The organism is Desulfacinum infernum DSM 9756, assembly GCF_900129305.1.
Lineage (GTDB): Bacteria > Desulfobacterota > Syntrophobacteria > Syntrophobacterales > DSM-9756 > Desulfacinum > Desulfacinum infernum.
Genome location: NZ_FQVB01000033.1, coordinates 1 through 14,295, shown reverse-complemented (window position 1 = coordinate 14,295; position 14,295 = coordinate 1). Strand labels below are relative to the sequence as shown.

Here is a 14,295-nt window from a genome sequence, read left to right as displayed (position 1 = left end):
ATGGAGCAGGAAAGGATCCGTCCGCGGAGCACGGGAAGATCCGCCCGGGGGCGCTACGTCCTCTATTGGATGCAGGCCTCGCAAAGGGCGTCCTGGAACCATGCGCTCCAGTACGCGGTGGACGAGGCCGACCGTAAGGGACGCCCGGTGCTGGTGCTCTTCTGCCTGATTCCCGATTATCCCGAAGCGAACCTGCGCCATTACGCCTTCATGCTGGAAGGGCTTGCGGAAACCGGCCGCGACCTGGCCGACCGTGGCGCGGGCTTCGTGGTGGAGGTGGGGAGTCCCCCGGAAGTGGTCGCCTCTTACGGGGCCCGGGCGGCGCTGGTGGTGACCGATTGCGGGTATCTGCACCATCAGAGACTCTGGCGTCGTCAGGTGGCGGAGCGACTGGAGCGGCCGTTTGTGGAGGTGGAAACGGACGTGGTGGTGCCCGTGGAGGCCGCCTATCCCAAACAGGCGGTGAGCGCCGCGGTGCTTCGCCGGCGTATCCGGCCCGCGCTGGACCGGTTCTTGACTCCCATGGAAGAAAAGGCCCCGCGCGTGCGGTTTTCGGGCGGCGATTTTCCATCTTCCGTGCCGCTGGACGTGGAAGGCCTTCTCGGGCGCCTGGTCGTGGACCGATCGGTGCCAACGGTGCCTCTTGGTTCCGGAAACCGGGCGGCTCGCCAGGCCCTGCAGCGCTTTCTGGACGAGCGGCTGGAACGCTACGCCGAGGAAAGGAATGATCCCGGCCGGGACGTCTGTTCCGGCCTCAGTCCTTATCTGCATTTCGGCCAGTTGTCGCCGCTGGAAGCCGCGTGGGAGGCGTCCCGGAGGGGCGGTGCAGGGGCGGAGGCATTCCTGGAAGAGCGGGTGGTGCGCCGGGAGCTGGCCGTCAATGCGGTCTACTACAATCCCGCCTACGATGCCTGGGAGGGGCTGCCGGCCTGGGCCCGGGACACTCTGAGCCGCCACGCCCGCGACCCCCGACCGGCGCTTTATTCCCGGGAAGAGCTGGAAGCCGCTCGGACCGAAGATCCGGCGTGGAACGCGGCCCAGAGGGAGCTGGTCCATTTCGGGAAGATCCACGGGTACATGCGCATGTACTGGGGGAGACAGCTTCTTTTGTGGACCCGAAACCCCCGGGAGGCCTTTCGGGTGGGCCTTTATCTCAACAACAAGTACGCCCTGGACGGGCGGGATCCTTCCAGCTACGTGGGCGTGGCCTGGTGCCTCGGCCTGCACGACCGGCCGTTCAAGGAACGCCCCATCTTCGGCCAGGTCCGCTCCATGACCCCCCAGGGGTTGCGCCGCAAGTTGGATCTCACCGTCTACCTGGAAAAGACGTCCCACCTGCCTTCCAGGGCATAGAGACAGTCGCGCGCGAAGGCGCCGCTCACCACGTCCGGCAGGGGGAAGACCAGCCCGGCCGTGTCGGGCGGCTCCCTCCCGGTGAGGTCCCTGAGGAGTCTTCGGGAAAGCCGGTCCAGTCTTCGGCGAACATCGTCCAGGTCGAAGGGGGCGCTGGGTGAGGATTCCGCGGGGCCCTTTCCCGATCCCCAGCAGAAGACCCGGCCGTCGTAGCGGACGCAGAGCCCGTGGATCCGGCACAGAAGCGGCCGGAAGGGAAAGGCCAGGCATCGGCCGTCCACGCTGAGCGGGCATCGGGTAAGGATTTGTTCCCGACGGGGTTCTTCCCGGTCCGGGGGAGGGGCCGCGTAGCGGCCGAATAGGGCGGCGAAGATCCCGGTTCGCTCCCGCGGAGGAGGTGCCGGGCGCTTCCGGAAGGTCGCCGCCCGCTCCACGGCCCGGAGCCGCTCGTCCCAGGGGATCTCCTTTCCCATGCGGTGGTTCAAATGAACCGCCTCCACGAGCTGCAGGTAAAGGAGCCGGCGGCAGCAGGCGTCCGTTCCATCCCCGCAGCGCGGAAGATCGGGGGCCTGCCGATCGAAGACCTCGTCGGCCTCCCGAAGGATCTCCTCATATTCGGAAAAGTAGGGAGAGAGATCCACGAGGCTTCTTTCGCGGAGATCGAAACGGCAAACGCCCGGCGAACCTTCCCGGCGGCAGTAGCGGCGGAGCATCTTCCACTGGACGTAGCTTTCCGGCCGGGCGCGGGATCCTTCCAGAATCTTGCGGGCCTCCTTCAGGGCGTACCCCCGGCGCAGCAGGAAGGCCGTGAGGACCGTACCGGTGCGGCCGATACCGAAGCGGCAGTGGACCAGCACCTTCTTGCCGGTAAAGAGACAGGCGTTCAGCCAGTCCAGGGCCCGCTCCAGGGCCGTCGGGTCCGGGATGCCTTCGTCGTCGGTGGGAAGGTAGTGGATTTCGAAGCCCGCTTTCTCTTCGATCTCGTGAAGATCGCAGAATTCGGCGCACAGGTTGAGGATGGCGTCCACGCCCTGTCGCCTCAGGGATTCCAGATCCGCATGGGACATGGGGGCGTGGCCCGCCGCCAGCTGTTCCGTGATCCACGTGAGCGGGTATCGACTCACCGGTTGCCTACTCCTCCACGGGGGGATGTCTCTAAAAGATCGGGATGGGCGGCGAAGAACCGAGCCGCTTCTTCCCGCACATCTTCTTCCGTTTGGAGGCGCATGTCCAGAAGGCGGGTGATTCCCAGGAGGTGGCCCAGCATTTCCACCATTCGGGGAAGACGGTGGGGCGGGATGTCCCGGGCGTGGGCTTCCAGCCGGTCTCCCCGCCGTTCCACCGTCAGCCCCGATCTTTCCAGGACGCGCTCCAGAAGAAGAATCCGCCGCTGCCGGCCGCTCAGATCGGCACCGCCGCCCGTGAAGGCGAAGCGCAGGTGGTTGCGTGCGTTCCCTGCGCCGCCCAAGGCGTCCACCACGGCGAAGTGATAGCCGAAGCGCAGGTGGACATTGACATAATCGGAGGAAAGAAGAGCGAAGCTGGCCAGCAGTTGGGAGTCCAGGGAAAAGACGCCGGCGCTCACCCGGTCGAAGTCCTCCCAGTCCATGTGGCGCACCTTGTCGCTCCAGTACACGTCCGGAGAGGACAATCCCTTCCAAAGGGCTCGAAACAAGGGATTGGCCACATCTTCCAGGGAAACGGCCCCGGAACGACCCGTTGCGCCGGCGAGGCCTCCCCCGAGATCCAGAAGGTAGAGCTGGAAGGGCAGGTCGCTCGAGAGCCTGCGAGCTCCCCTCACGGTGCGTCCCCGCCGGTGGGCCCCGAACATGGCGCGAAGCGCCGTTTCGTGGCAAAAGCGCAGGATGTCGTGGATGGTGGAGCAATTTTCCGCCCGGAATTCGGGGCTGGCGGCATCCGTCAGATGCAGGGGGGAAACGCAATCCAGAAGCCGCCGCAGCCGGGCCTTGACGGGGCGGTCCGCCGGAAGCCGGCCCAGGCGGCAGGCGGGATCCAGAAGGCCCGATACCAGGCCGGCGTAAACCCTTCGGGCCGTGGCATCCACCGTGACGATTCGGCCGGGCCGCAGGACCGTGGTGGCCGACCCCGTGTTCACCAACAGGGGGATGGCCTTTTCACGGGCGACCGAGGCAAAATGTCCGGCCACCGAGCCCGCATCGGTGAGGACGGCCTGGAGTCGGTCGGCGATGGTGGCCAATTCGGGAAAGGGGGCGGCGGCGGTGACCACGGCGTCCGGGGGAACGCGGGGCAAGTCCGAAGGGGATTCCACGTGGACCACGCGTCCCACCGCCGTTCCCGGGCAGGCGCATTCTCCGCCGGAAAGAAGCACCCTCTCTTCCGGCGGCGCCTCTCTCGCCGCACATTCCGGCCGGGGGGCCTGAACGAAGAGCGGCCGCGCCTGCAGAATCCACGTTCGTCCCCGCGCGTCCACGGCCCACTCCATGTCCACGGGCCCGCCCAGAAGGTCTTCGCAGGCCAGGAGGTGTCGGGCCAGAAGGCGGGCCAGGGAAGCGTCCACCGGGCCCCTCGCCTTTTCCTCTTCGGTCAGGGGACGGCGCTCCAGGCCGCCGCCGGGGCTCAGGACCAACTTTTCGGTCTGTTGGGAAAGCCGTGTGGGATTTTCGTGGAGCGAGAGCGTGGTTCGGTCCAGGATCACCACTTGCGGTGCGGCTTCCCCTTGCACCAGCATCTCGCCCATGCCCCACACGCCGTAGACGGTCGGACGCCGGGGATCGCCCGTGGACGGGTCCGCGCTGTAGGCCACTCCGCTCCGGACGGCGTCCACCGTCTCCATGACCAGGACGGCCATGGGGGTTTCTTCGTCCAAATATCCGTTGAACACCCGGTAGGCCAGGGCGTTGGCCGTGTATTTGCTCGCCATCACCCGCCGATAGGCGTCGGGGAAGGCCGAGGGCGGTACATGGAGCACGCTCAGGTACTGGCCCGCGAAGGAGTGGGTGCGGTCTTCCCCCACGGCGCTGCTTCGAACGCAAAGGGAAACGGAATCCGCCTCGTCTGCGAAAACCCGTCGAAGGGTTTCGCCCACGGCCTCCAGCAGGTCCGGAGGAAGGTGGCACTTTTCCAGCTTTCGGCAAAGTGCTTCCGCCGTGCGGCCAAGCTTTTTGGAATTGGAGGCGTCCAGGCGCCCCAACCAACGGGCCGTCTCTTCTCCCAGATGGTTGTGGGCCAGGACGTGGAGAAAGGCCCGGGAAGTGACCACGAAGGACCGGGGAACGGGAAGGCCGAGGCCCGCCAGACGGGCCGCCTGAAGGGCCTTACCGCCCAGGAGATCTTCCCCGAGGCCCCCCGCTTCGTCCATGGGAACGACAAGGGGCGAGTCCGCGGGAAGGGATGCCGGGATCAGGGCCGGGGCCATGCGACGGCGCACCCGGTCCAGGGCGGCCTCCGCCGCCTTTCCCTGCCGGGGGGCCATGGCCTCGAGCTCTTTTACCAGGGCCTGGGCATGACGCTCCAGGAGCGCCGCCATGCGACGCACCTTGTGGAAATCCACGGGCGGGTCTTCTCCATGGACGCGCTCCAGGGTGGCCATGCACCGATGGCACCTGTGGTCGGCCCGGAGAAGCCGGCGAAACCGGGCGTACGTGTGGACCAGTCTGCGGCGGGGGCTCACAAGACCGGCCAGGCGGTCCCACAGGGAAGGGGGGTGATGGAGGCGCATGGGCTGCAACTTTCCGTTGGGGGCCGTCCCCCGGCGGTGCATGGACAAGCAAGGCCTTCTCCATCCGGAGCCATTATTCGAACCCGACGGGCGGATCGGATCAAGTCGCAAATGGGTCCCGTCGGGCTTCGGTCCTCAGGCGATCGCCGGCTCCCGGCGCTGGAGATCGCCGGCGTCCACGCTTTGCGGCACGCCTTCGTAGGGGGTTCGCCGGGTCGTGCGGACCTTCTGGGCCTCCCGCAGGGTTTTCAGGACATCGAGACTTTCCTTGTAACCCTTGTAAAGACGGCACATATCCAGGGCCATGCCGGCGATCTGGGCCAAGGCCTGCACGAAATTCACATCATCCAGCGTGAAATCCCAGGGCTCGGACGTATAAACCCGCATGGCCCCGATGACACGGCCACCGGTAAACACGGGGACGGAAAGGATCGAAGCGATCCCCTCCCTCCTGGCCGCCTCCGGGTACTCGATCCGGGGATCATCGGCCACATCATGGATGGCCACCGGTCCGCTTTCCAGAGACGCGGCGATGGAACGCAGGGCGCTCACCGGGCCCTTGTTGATGTACTCGTCGCTCAGCCCGTAGGATGCCGCCAGTTCCAGCTGATCGGTCTTCCTGTTGATCAGGAAAAGAGCGCAGCCCTTGACGTTGAGTGCGGTTTTCACACCTTCCACCGTCGTCAGGATCACCTCCTCGGGGTCTCGGGAGTGACCGATGGCGTTGGCGATCCGAAGAAACGTCTCGTAGTTCATGAGGTGTCTTTTCATGTTTTTTCCTTTCCTCCCATGCTCGAGGCATGGGAGTGACCACGTTGGTGCTTCCAGGCCCATCCGGCGGAACGGCCGGAAAAAGCCCTCCTTATCCTTTGGCGTTCCTGGCGAATCTGCCCATCTTGATCTGCATGGCCTCCTCCTTCGTTGTTGGTCGAGTCCTTTCACTTGGGACTATCCATAGGGCCAGAGGCTCAGGAGAAGATCGAGAGTGCGGGGAATTTTTCAGGATGAATTCAAAAGTATCAAATCATATGAAATAGCGATTGGCATTTCTTGAATATGTTTAACTTGCAGGGAAGGAAAAGCAAAGGGGCGGCGGGCGGGAAACCGACGGAGAATCCGGGGTCGGGCGCCATGCCCAACGGGGAACGGTCGCGCATCGTCGTGCTTGTGGCGGCGGCCATGGCTGCTGGGAGGGGAGGCTCGGAAAGGTTTTCGGGGGGCCGTCAGGGGCAGGGCACCACCAGCACCATGCAGGGCGCCGTCTGAACGATGGCCAGCCCCACCATGCCAAGGCGCGAGATGCCGGGGCGGTCACCCACCTGATGGCAGCCGATGACCACCAGGTCCGCCGCCATGTCTTCGGCCAGCTTGCAGATTTCCACCGACGGGTCGGCCTCCCAACAGTTGAAGCCGTAGCGCGGGTACCCTTCCAGGTATTTCTTGTATTCCTTTTCGAAGCGCTCTTCCGCTTCCCGGGTCATGGCCACGATGCGCTCGTCGGGCGTTGCCGGGTGGAGGAGCCGGTAGTCGAGGGCGTGAAAGATGTGGAGGCGGGCGCCGTGCACCCGCGCCAGTTCGGCGGCCTGCAGGAGGGTGCGGGCGCCCGCCGGGGAAAACTTGAAGGCCACGAGGATCCGTTGAAGCATGGAAGAAAGCCTCCTGGGAGCCTGTCCGACAATGGCTCTCCGAAACAAGAGCCCGGGCTATGGCCGCTCTTTTCGTAGCCGCGGGGCTTCAGCCCCGCGGAGAGGGCTATCTCAACTTCATGAAGCGACAGGAAATACGCAATATCCCATCCAACGTTCGGGGGTTTTTCCGCAGCCCTAAAGGGCTGCGCTACGAGAAAAGAGATCATCCGCTGCGTTTTCGGACGGCCCCTTAGAAAGTGAGCACCTTGTATTCCGGATCGGCCATCATCTGGACCAGCACCGGGGCGGGGGAAATCACGGCGCCGTCCACCAGGTCGTCCGGAGACACCAGCCGCTTGTCCGCACAGGCCTTGCACACGTGGATGGGGGTCTTCCGCCTGATCAGGGTGTCCAGAAGATCCTTCATGTGCTCGCCCGTGGAGGAACGGATCCCTTCCGCCATGCCCATCTGCGCCCAATGGATGGCGTCGTCGATCAAGAAGACCTCCACGTGATTTCCCTCCTCCGCCGCGATGCTGGCAAACTGCATGGCGCGGGTGGCGCTGCCGGACCGCTCGAACCCGATGGAAATGACAAAACAAAGCTTCATGATAAGACTCCTTTCAGTGACGGTTTGAAGGGATGGCTCCGGGATCGTGTTCGACCCTTCCTCTCGGATTTCCCCGGCTGTCCTTCCATATGCGAGGCAAGATCTCTGCCAATTGCTCCCTATAGGGAATTTCCCGGCCTTTTCCGGCCCCGCTCCTGCCCATGGGACCGCCCGGGGCCGGCTACCGTTTCGTGAGGGTGCTCAAAAACCGTTAAGCCTATTTAACGGGTGTTGTTCAGTTGAACAGGTGCCCCGGGCCTCAAGGACATCTTCCGCCGCCCCTTTCGGGGTCCTGCGCGGTTCGTGTAATGGCTGTGAATCCAGTACCCTATGTGGAGTCCGGCGATCCCTGGCATGAACCTTGTTCCTGGTACGGGTGACGGTCGAACAATCGACCCGCCAAGCCGACCAGACAACCCAAGCACCGAGAAAGGAGACAGACCATGTCCGCTGTGGATCTCAGTTCCGTTCAGGCAGCGAGTGTTGTGGACGCCCGCGGGAGCGCGTGCCCGGGCCCGCTTTTGGAGGCCAAGAAGGCCATCGGCAAGGTGAAGGTGGGGGAGGTGTTGGAGATTCTCTCCAACGATCCCGGCACCAAGAACGACATCCCGGTGTGGGCCAAGAAGGTGGGCCATGAGTATCTGGGCCATCAGGAAGCCGACGGATACGATCGCATTTTCGTCGTTCGCAGGAAATAAGAGGCTGATCGCCATGGGAACACCCGCCGGCCAAGGCAAGATCCTCATTCTGGCGACGGAAAGCTGCGCCTACCCGGGGGCGGACGCCGTCGGGCAGGCGCACATCACCTACCCGGCCAACACCTACATCTTGAAGGTGAAGGCCCCGGTCCTCTTTCCGGAAAGATTCTACCTGGACTGCTTCGACAAGGGCATTTCCGGGATCATCGTCATGAGCTGCGGCGTGGAATGCCCTTACGAGGGCGCCTATGAGGCTCTGGCCAAGCGCATCGACCGGGTCTATCAGCTCATGAAGGAGCGGGGCCTGGACATCCGACGGCTGCGCCTCACTTCCATCTGCACCGTGTGCACCCGGGCGTTTGTCAACGAGGTCAAGCAGATGCAGGAGGTGATCCGCGAACTGGGACTTCCGGGAAGCGAAGCCCGCGATCGTCTCGAAGCCTCGGAGCTGGCCGAAAGCGCTTAGGAGGCTGTCCGAAAATGGCGAATTTGCTTCGTTCAACGCCCATTCGTCATCCCCGCGAAAGCGGGGATCCAGAATTTCCAGTAAGTTATGGACTCCCGCTTGCGCGGGAGTGACGGTTTGTGGAATTCTCGGACAGTCTCCTGGTGTCGAGTCACGCCTCTCATGTCGTATGGGCTTCGGGGGCTTCGGCGAAGCGATCTTTTCACCGGGCGTCTCCACCTGAGGGCGTGGTGGGCGGGGATAAACCCCGCCCCTACGAAAGATGTCAATCCGCGTAGGGGCGGGCTTTATGCCCGCCCGTGGCGGCCTCGGAAGGAGAAAGGCTCGTCCGATCCATGTGGAAGAAAACCGCGAATGGACGCGCATGGGCGCAGATGAGTGTCTTTCGGAGTAGGAGCGGCCTCGGCGGCGGCGCTGAGATTCTAGGACGGCATGGCCATGGCCCTGCCGGTGGAGGATTTTCATGGGGACCTGTCAAACCCTGTCTTACGACGCGCTGGTGGTGGGCGGCGGCATCGCCGGACTCCAGGCCGCGCTGGACCTGGCCGACCAGGACTATTCGGTGGTGGTGGTGGAAAGGGATGCATCCATCGGCGGGACCATGATTCGCCTTTCCAAGGTGTTTCCCACCCTGGACTGCGCCAGCTGCATCACCACGCCCAAGATGGCGGCGGCGGCCCATCACGACAAGATCACGCTGCTCACCTACTGCGAGCTGGAAACCATGGAACGGGACGACCGGGGTCGGGTGCGGGCCGTGGTGCGCCAAAAACCCCGGTACGTGGATGAGGACAAGTGCATCGGGTGCCGCCAGTGCGAGTACCACTGCCCCGTGTACGTGCCCGATCCGGACCAGGGGAACTTCGCCGCTCGAAAGGCCATCTGCATCCCCTTTTCCAACGCCGTTCCGCAGGTGGCGGTGATGGACCCGGAAAGCTGCATGCTGTGCGGGACCTGCGCCAAGGTGTGCCCCACGGGGGCCGTCGTCTACGATCAGCAGCCCCGAAAGATCGTCATCGAGGCGCTCACGGCCGTGGTGGCCACGGGGTTTTCCGTCACGCCCCTGGAGGACAAGGCCCAGTACGGATCAGGAACCATTCCCAATGTGATCACCGCGCTGCAGATGGAGCGGCTCCTGGCGCCCCACGGTCCCTACAACCGGGTGCTTCGGCCTTCCGACGGCATGGAACCCGATTCCATCGCCTTCGTGCAATGCGCCGGATCCCGGGACAAGAGCATGGGGATTCCCTATTGTTCCCGGATCTGCTGCATGTACGCCATCAAGCAGGCCATGCTCCTTTCCGGGGCCCTGCCGGTCGCCGATATCTTCATTTATTACATGGACATCCGAGCCTTCGGCAAGGGCTACGAACAGTTTTTCCAAAACGCCCGGGCCATGGGGATCCAGTTCGTGAAGGCCAAGGTGGCCCTGATCGAACCGGGAGAAGACGGAGCGGTGACGGTCCGCTATGAAGATCAACTCAACGGAGGCACGACCACGGCATCCCACGATCTGGTGGTCCTTTCCCTGGGCAAGGTGCCGGGTTGGAATCCCGAAGGGCGGTGCGCGCTGACCGTGGGTCCGGACGGCTTCATCAGCGGCCCCGAACCGAAGCTGGCGCCCACGCGCACGGTGGAAGAGGGGATCTTCGCCGCCGGCGCCGCCGTGGGATTGAAGGACATTGTGGACAGCATCGCAGAGGCCAGCGCTGCGGCCATGCACGCGGCCAATTATCTCCAATCCCGAAAAAAGGCCCTGGAGGCCGTGGCCTAGAAGGCCGAGTCGCGGGACTCAAGAGACGGAGCTTTTCCATGGAAGACCAGCGCACCCCATTGCCCGACGTCGCCGATGAACCACGGGTCGGCGTGTATATCTGCCACTGCGGCGGAAACATTTCCGATCACGTGGACGTGGAGGCCCTGTGCGAAAAGGCGGAAAAGATACCCGGTGTGGCGGTGGCACGGCGGAACGTGTTCATGTGTTCCGATCCGGGCCAAGAGCTCATCATGGAGGATATCCGCAGCGGGAAGGTCAACCGGGTCGTTGTGGCCTCCTGTTCGCCCAGCCTGCACGAATCCACCTTCCGGAACGCCCTGGAGCGCGCCGGCGCCAACCCCTATGTCTATGAACATGCCAATATCCGGGAACAGGTGAGCTGGGTTCATCACGGGGATCCGGCCACCGAAAAGGCCTTGAAGCTGATTTCGGCCGCTGCGGCCAAGGCCCGGCTGCTGACGCCGCTGGAACCTCTGCGGGTGGACGCCCGACGCCGTGCCACCGTGATCGGGGCGGGCATCGCGGGGCTTCGGGCGGCGGTGGACCTGGCCCGTCGGGGCCTTGAGGTGGTTCTGCTGGAAAAGACGCCGTTCGCGGGCGGACGCGTGGCGAGCCTGGACCGGCTGGCACCCACGGGCGAAGCCGCCTCGGAGGCGATCCTGTCCCTGGCCCGGCAGGTGATGGAACACCCGGGCATCTCCTTCCATTCCTGTGCCCGCGTGGTGGGTTTCGACGGGTACGTGGGAAACTTTTCCCTGGAGGTGGAGGTGGAGCCGCCCGCGCCGGAGGATGCCGCCGTCCTGTCGGCCTTGAAGTCGGAGGGCGAAGGCGGTCCCCGATTCGTTCCGTCCCGGGGAGCCGTCCTCGGGGATCCTCCCGCCGCCCAAAAACGTTTCCGGGTGGACACGGGCGTGGTGGTCCTGGCCACGGGCTTCCAACCCTACGAACCGCGGAAGGGAGAATACGGCTACGGCGAAATGCCCGAAGTGGTGACGCTCCCCCAATTCATCGAAGCCCTGCGGGACGCCGATGCCGACGGATCCTTTCTGACCCTGGGGGGGCGACCGATCCGAAGCGTCGCCATGATCCACTGCGTGGGAAGCCGCCAGATTCCAGGCGTCCACGAAGAAGACGCCTCCGGGCATCTCAACGAGTACTGTTCCAGAACCTGTTGTTCCGCCACGCTCTTTGCCGCCAACCAGGTGCGCACCCGGTATCCCGGGACGCGGGTCTTTGAATTCTATCGCGATATCCGGGCCTACGGCCGCGGACAGGAAGAACTCTACCAGGAAGCGGCCCATAACAGGGTGCTCTTCTTCCGGTTCGAGCCCGAAGATCCGCCCCGGGTGGAGCGTGCCGACGGACCCACCGGAACCCCCCTGGTGGTGCGCGTGAAAGACACCCTGACCTTCGGGGAAGAGGTGCAGGTCCCGGCCGACCTGGTGGTGTTGGCCGTCGGTATGGAGCCCGCAGGAATTCAGGATCTGGTGAAGATGATGAAACTTCCCGTGGGCGCGGATCGATTCCTCCTGGAAGTCCATCCCAAGCTGCGCCCCGTGGAGCTGGCCACCACGGGGATGCTCCTGGCCGGGACCTGCCAGGCTCCCATGGATGTTACCGAGGCATGCAACGCCGCATCGGCGGCGGCGTCCAAGGCGTCCGCCCTGCTGGCCAAGGGCTGCGTGCAGCTGGATCCCTTCGTGGCGGAGGTGGATTGGGACAAGTGCCGAGGTACGGGGGCCTGCGTGGAGGCGTGCCTGGGTGACGGGGCCATTGAACGGGTGGACGTGGTGGTGGACGGAGAAACGGTGCGACGCGCCCAGGTGGTGTCCGCCCTGTGCCTTGGCTGCGGGGCCTGTGTGGCCGTCTGCCCCACCGGGGCCATTCAGGTGAAGGGATCCACGTTGGCCCAGTTCGAAGCCATGGTGGATGCCATCGCATCCGACCCGGCGGCCTGAACCGGCAAGGAAAGACCTTCCGGAAATCGGACACAGCGGGAGAAGGTTCCATGGGAAACGAACAGGAAACGAAAAAAGGCGTGGACAAGGAAGTGATGAAGGCGCTGCGGGCGGCCCGCCAGGAAACCATCCGCCGGGTGTCGGCGCAGGTGAAGGAACAGAAAAAGATCATCGCTTCCATCACCGGGGAACTGAAGAAGGGGCCCAGGACGGTTCCGGAAATCGCGGACGCGGTGGGGCTCTTGCCCCGCGAAGTTCTCTGGTGGATCGCATCCCTCAAGAAATACGGGGTGGTCCTGGAGGGCGAGAAGCAGGGCGCCTATTTCGCCTACCGCCTGGCAGAGTGAACCCCGGAGACGGCGGCCTTGGAGTTGATCGGCGTTCCTTGGCGGCTTCGCCGGGGACGCCCTGTGAAGGAGACGCATCATGGCTTTCGTGGACCTTTCCTTTTCGGAGGAGCTGGAGCGGTTCGGGGTGTCCACCACCTTGGACTGCTTCAACTGCGGCACCTGCGCCGCCATCTGTCCGCTCATCTACGAGCATTTTCCAAGGCGGATGGTCCGATACGCCCAGATCGGGGCCAGGGACCGCATCCTGGAAAACGGCGTGGAACTGTGGCGGTGCCTCCATTGCGGCTTGTGTACCCAGACGTGTCCCCGCGAGGCGGACCCCGGCGAGCTGATTCTGGGCCTTCGCCGGTATGTGCTCCATCATTGGAGGAGAGACGGTCATGTACCATCCTGAGACGATTGTGGACCTCATTGCGGGAAACGTGCGGAAGACTCGAAATCCCTTCGGGGCCTTCCACTTTGCCATGAACCGATGGTGGAAAAAGCTCTCCCTGCCCACCGACGGCGACACGCTCTTCTACACGGGGCTCATGGTGCAGTCGGTGCCGTTCATCGAAAAGATCACCCGCCGGCTGGAGATGTTGGAGGACACGCGGTGGGCCCCCTTCGTGGGGTACGGATCCTGGGTCCCCAAACGCCTCGTCCAGATGGGATCCCTCTTCATGGCCACGCCCAAGGAGCGCGCCCCCTATGAACGGATCCTCAAGGACATCGTTGCCCTGCTGCAGCAATCGGGCGTTCGATTCGCCTACCGGCCGGACCTGGATCTCTACAGCGGTATCCTGCTCTACGACCTGGGAGACCAGGAGGCCTTCGAGGAGCACGCCCGGTTCGTGGCCGGGCGTTTGCGAGAGGCGGGCGTTCGGACCCTCATCACCGTGGACCCTCACACCACCTACGCCTTCAAGGTGCTCTATCCCAAGTATGTGGGGGCGGAGTTCCAGGTGCGCACCTACTTCGAACTGCTGCGGTTGACGGGCCGTCCCAACGGGACTCGGGTGACTTTGCACGACCCGTGCTTTTTCGGCCGCTATCTCAAGCTTTCCCACATGCCCCGCCGCGTGCTGCGCGACGTGGGGGTGGAAGTGGCCGAGGTGCAGCAATCGGGCCCCCTCACACACTGTTGCGGCGGGCCGGCCGAATCGGTGTCGCCCAAGCTTTCCCGGGAGATCATGGAGCGCCGTGTGGAACAGCTGAACCGGACGGGGGCGCCGATCCTTTCCATGTGCCCCATCTGCATGGGGAACTTGAAGAAGGCCGGGGCGGACGTTGAGGACCTGGCGTCGTTCTTGGCCCGGCGGGCGGGGGAAGGGAAAAGGTAAGAGGCGAAAGGTAAAAGGGAAGAGGTAAAAGGGAAAAGGTAAAAGGCGAAAGGTAAAAGGGAAAAGGTAAAAGGCGGAGGGCGAAAGGGGATAGGTCGAAGGTGAGAGGCTGGAGGAACAAGCTGGGAGCTTGTCTGAAAACCCTGAGGACGAGCGCGTTTCTCGCAGCGCAGCCCTTCAGGGCTGCGGAGGAATCCGAGAACTTCGGCCGGATCTTCGGGTATTACCTTTCATTTTCATTGGGTTACGGTGGTCCCTCCCCGCGGGGCTGAAGCCCCGCGGCTACGAAAGAAGGCGGCTCCCTTGTCGGGTGAGGAAGGAGACCCGTTCTCGGGCAGGCTCCTAGGAGCTTGTCCGAGAATTGATACACATGAGATGTTAATCTCATATGCATACGCTATTTGTACTTGACAGTATAGTGCTACGCTGATAT

Annotated in this window: 13 protein-coding genes; 8 read left to right on the top strand and 5 right to left on the bottom strand. The window is 64.0% G+C overall.

Annotated elements, in window-relative coordinates; all coding sequences use genetic code 11:
• Positions 1-1,353, top strand: coding sequence for a deoxyribodipyrimidine photo-lyase (locus BUB04_RS14710; RefSeq protein ID WP_073040839.1), 1,353 nt, complete (start codon positions 1-3; stop codon positions 1,351-1,353).
• Here BUB04_RS14710 and BUB04_RS14705 read toward each other — a convergent pair.
• The 5 genes from BUB04_RS14705 to BUB04_RS14685 all read right to left on the bottom strand — a co-directional run bounded on the left by BUB04_RS14705 (position 1,314) and on the right by BUB04_RS14685 (position 7,291).
• A complete protein-coding gene (locus BUB04_RS14705) occupies positions 1,314-2,477 on the bottom strand; it encodes a protein-tyrosine phosphatase family protein (RefSeq protein WP_073040837.1) in 1,164 nt (387 codons plus the stop codon). The genes BUB04_RS14710 and BUB04_RS14705 overlap by 40 nt on opposite strands.
• Positions 2,474-5,095 carry a PEP/pyruvate-binding domain-containing protein gene (locus BUB04_RS14700; protein ID WP_073040835.1) on the bottom strand — a complete coding sequence of 874 codons (2,622 nt, stop codon included), beginning with the start codon at positions 5,093-5,095 and terminating at the stop codon, positions 2,474-2,476. The genes BUB04_RS14705 and BUB04_RS14700 overlap by 4 nt, the downstream gene beginning before the upstream one ends.
• 93 nt (positions 5,096-5,188) lie before the next feature.
• A complete protein-coding gene (locus tag BUB04_RS14695) occupies positions 5,189-5,824 on the bottom strand; it encodes a GAF domain-containing protein (protein WP_073040833.1) in 636 nt (211 codons plus the stop codon).
• A gap of 452 nt (positions 5,825-6,276) precedes the next feature.
• The gene (locus BUB04_RS14690) at positions 6,277-6,699 is read right to left on the bottom strand and encodes a universal stress protein (protein ID WP_073040831.1); all 423 of its coding nucleotides are present in this window, start codon (positions 6,697-6,699) and stop codon (positions 6,277-6,279) included.
• Positions 6,700-6,931: 232 nt separating this feature from the next.
• Positions 6,932-7,291 (bottom strand): DsrE family protein, encoded by a 360-nt coding sequence (locus BUB04_RS14685; protein ID WP_084076528.1) that lies wholly within the window; start codon positions 7,289-7,291, stop codon positions 6,932-6,934.
• A gap of 443 nt (positions 7,292-7,734) precedes the next feature.
• Here BUB04_RS14685 and BUB04_RS14680 point away from each other — a divergent pair, with 443 nt between their 5' ends.
• The 7 genes from BUB04_RS14680 (at position 7,735) to BUB04_RS14650 (ending at position 13,862) form a co-directional block, all read left to right on the top strand.
• Positions 7,735-7,989, top strand: coding sequence for a sulfurtransferase TusA family protein (locus BUB04_RS14680; protein WP_073040826.1), 255 nt, complete (start codon positions 7,735-7,737; stop codon positions 7,987-7,989).
• A gap of 13 nt (positions 7,990-8,002) precedes the next feature.
• Positions 8,003-8,455: a hydrogenase iron-sulfur subunit gene (locus tag BUB04_RS14675; RefSeq protein ID WP_073040825.1), complete on the top strand. Its 453-nt coding sequence runs from the start codon at positions 8,003-8,005 to the stop codon at positions 8,453-8,455.
• A 463-nt stretch (positions 8,456-8,918) separates the two neighbouring features.
• The gene (locus BUB04_RS14670; RefSeq protein WP_073040823.1) at positions 8,919-10,229 is read left to right on the top strand and encodes a CoB--CoM heterodisulfide reductase iron-sulfur subunit A family protein; all 1,311 of its coding nucleotides are present in this window, start codon (positions 8,919-8,921) and stop codon (positions 10,227-10,229) included.
• Positions 10,230-10,267: 38 nt separating this feature from the next.
• The gene (locus BUB04_RS14665) at positions 10,268-12,190 is read left to right on the top strand and encodes a CoB--CoM heterodisulfide reductase iron-sulfur subunit A family protein (RefSeq protein ID WP_073040821.1); all 1,923 of its coding nucleotides are present in this window, start codon (positions 10,268-10,270) and stop codon (positions 12,188-12,190) included.
• Between the two features lie 50 nt (positions 12,191-12,240).
• On the top strand, positions 12,241-12,537 hold the full coding sequence (locus BUB04_RS14660) for a hypothetical protein (RefSeq protein ID WP_073040819.1): 297 nt from the start codon (positions 12,241-12,243) through the stop codon (positions 12,535-12,537).
• 79 nt (positions 12,538-12,616) lie between these two features.
• Positions 12,617-12,934 (top strand): 4Fe-4S dicluster domain-containing protein, encoded by a 318-nt coding sequence (locus BUB04_RS14655; protein WP_073040817.1) that lies wholly within the window; start codon positions 12,617-12,619, stop codon positions 12,932-12,934.
• A complete protein-coding gene (locus tag BUB04_RS14650; protein WP_073040815.1) occupies positions 12,921-13,862 on the top strand; it encodes a (Fe-S)-binding protein in 942 nt (313 codons plus the stop codon). Before BUB04_RS14655 ends, BUB04_RS14650 begins: the two co-directional genes overlap by 14 nt.
• Positions 13,863-14,295: the final 433 nt, after the last annotated feature.

Excerpts from the sequence above, each read along its gene's own strand:
- BUB04_RS14655 (WP_073040817.1), top strand. The coding sequence starts at position 12,617 with ATGGCTTTCGTGGACCTTTCCTTTTCGGAGGAGCTGGAGCGGTTCGGG.
- BUB04_RS14710 (WP_073040839.1), top strand. The coding sequence starts at position 1 with ATGGAGCAGGAAAGGATCCGTCCGCGGAGCACGGGAAGATCCGCCCGG.
- BUB04_RS14675 (WP_073040825.1), top strand. The coding sequence starts at position 8,003 with ATGGGAACACCCGCCGGCCAAGGCAAGATCCTCATTCTGGCGACGGAA.
- BUB04_RS14680 (WP_073040826.1), top strand. The coding sequence starts at position 7,735 with ATGTCCGCTGTGGATCTCAGTTCCGTTCAGGCAGCGAGTGTTGTGGAC.
- BUB04_RS14685 (WP_084076528.1), bottom strand. The coding sequence starts at position 7,291 with ATGAAGCTTTGTTTTGTCATTTCCATCGGGTTCGAGCGGTCCGGCAGC.
- BUB04_RS14700 (WP_073040835.1), bottom strand. The coding sequence starts at position 5,095 with ATGCACCGCCGGGGGACGGCCCCCAACGGAAAGTTGCAGCCCATGCGC.
- BUB04_RS14650 (WP_073040815.1), top strand. The coding sequence starts at position 12,921 with ATGTACCATCCTGAGACGATTGTGGACCTCATTGCGGGAAACGTGCGG.
- BUB04_RS14670 (WP_073040823.1), top strand. The coding sequence starts at position 8,919 with ATGGGGACCTGTCAAACCCTGTCTTACGACGCGCTGGTGGTGGGCGGC.
- BUB04_RS14690 (WP_073040831.1), bottom strand. The coding sequence starts at position 6,699 with ATGCTTCAACGGATCCTCGTGGCCTTCAAGTTTTCCCCGGCGGGCGCC.
- BUB04_RS14665 (WP_073040821.1), top strand. The coding sequence starts at position 10,268 with ATGGAAGACCAGCGCACCCCATTGCCCGACGTCGCCGATGAACCACGG.
- BUB04_RS14695 (WP_073040833.1), bottom strand. The coding sequence starts at position 5,824 with ATGAAAAGACACCTCATGAACTACGAGACGTTTCTTCGGATCGCCAAC.
- BUB04_RS14660 (WP_073040819.1), top strand. The coding sequence starts at position 12,241 with ATGGGAAACGAACAGGAAACGAAAAAAGGCGTGGACAAGGAAGTGATG.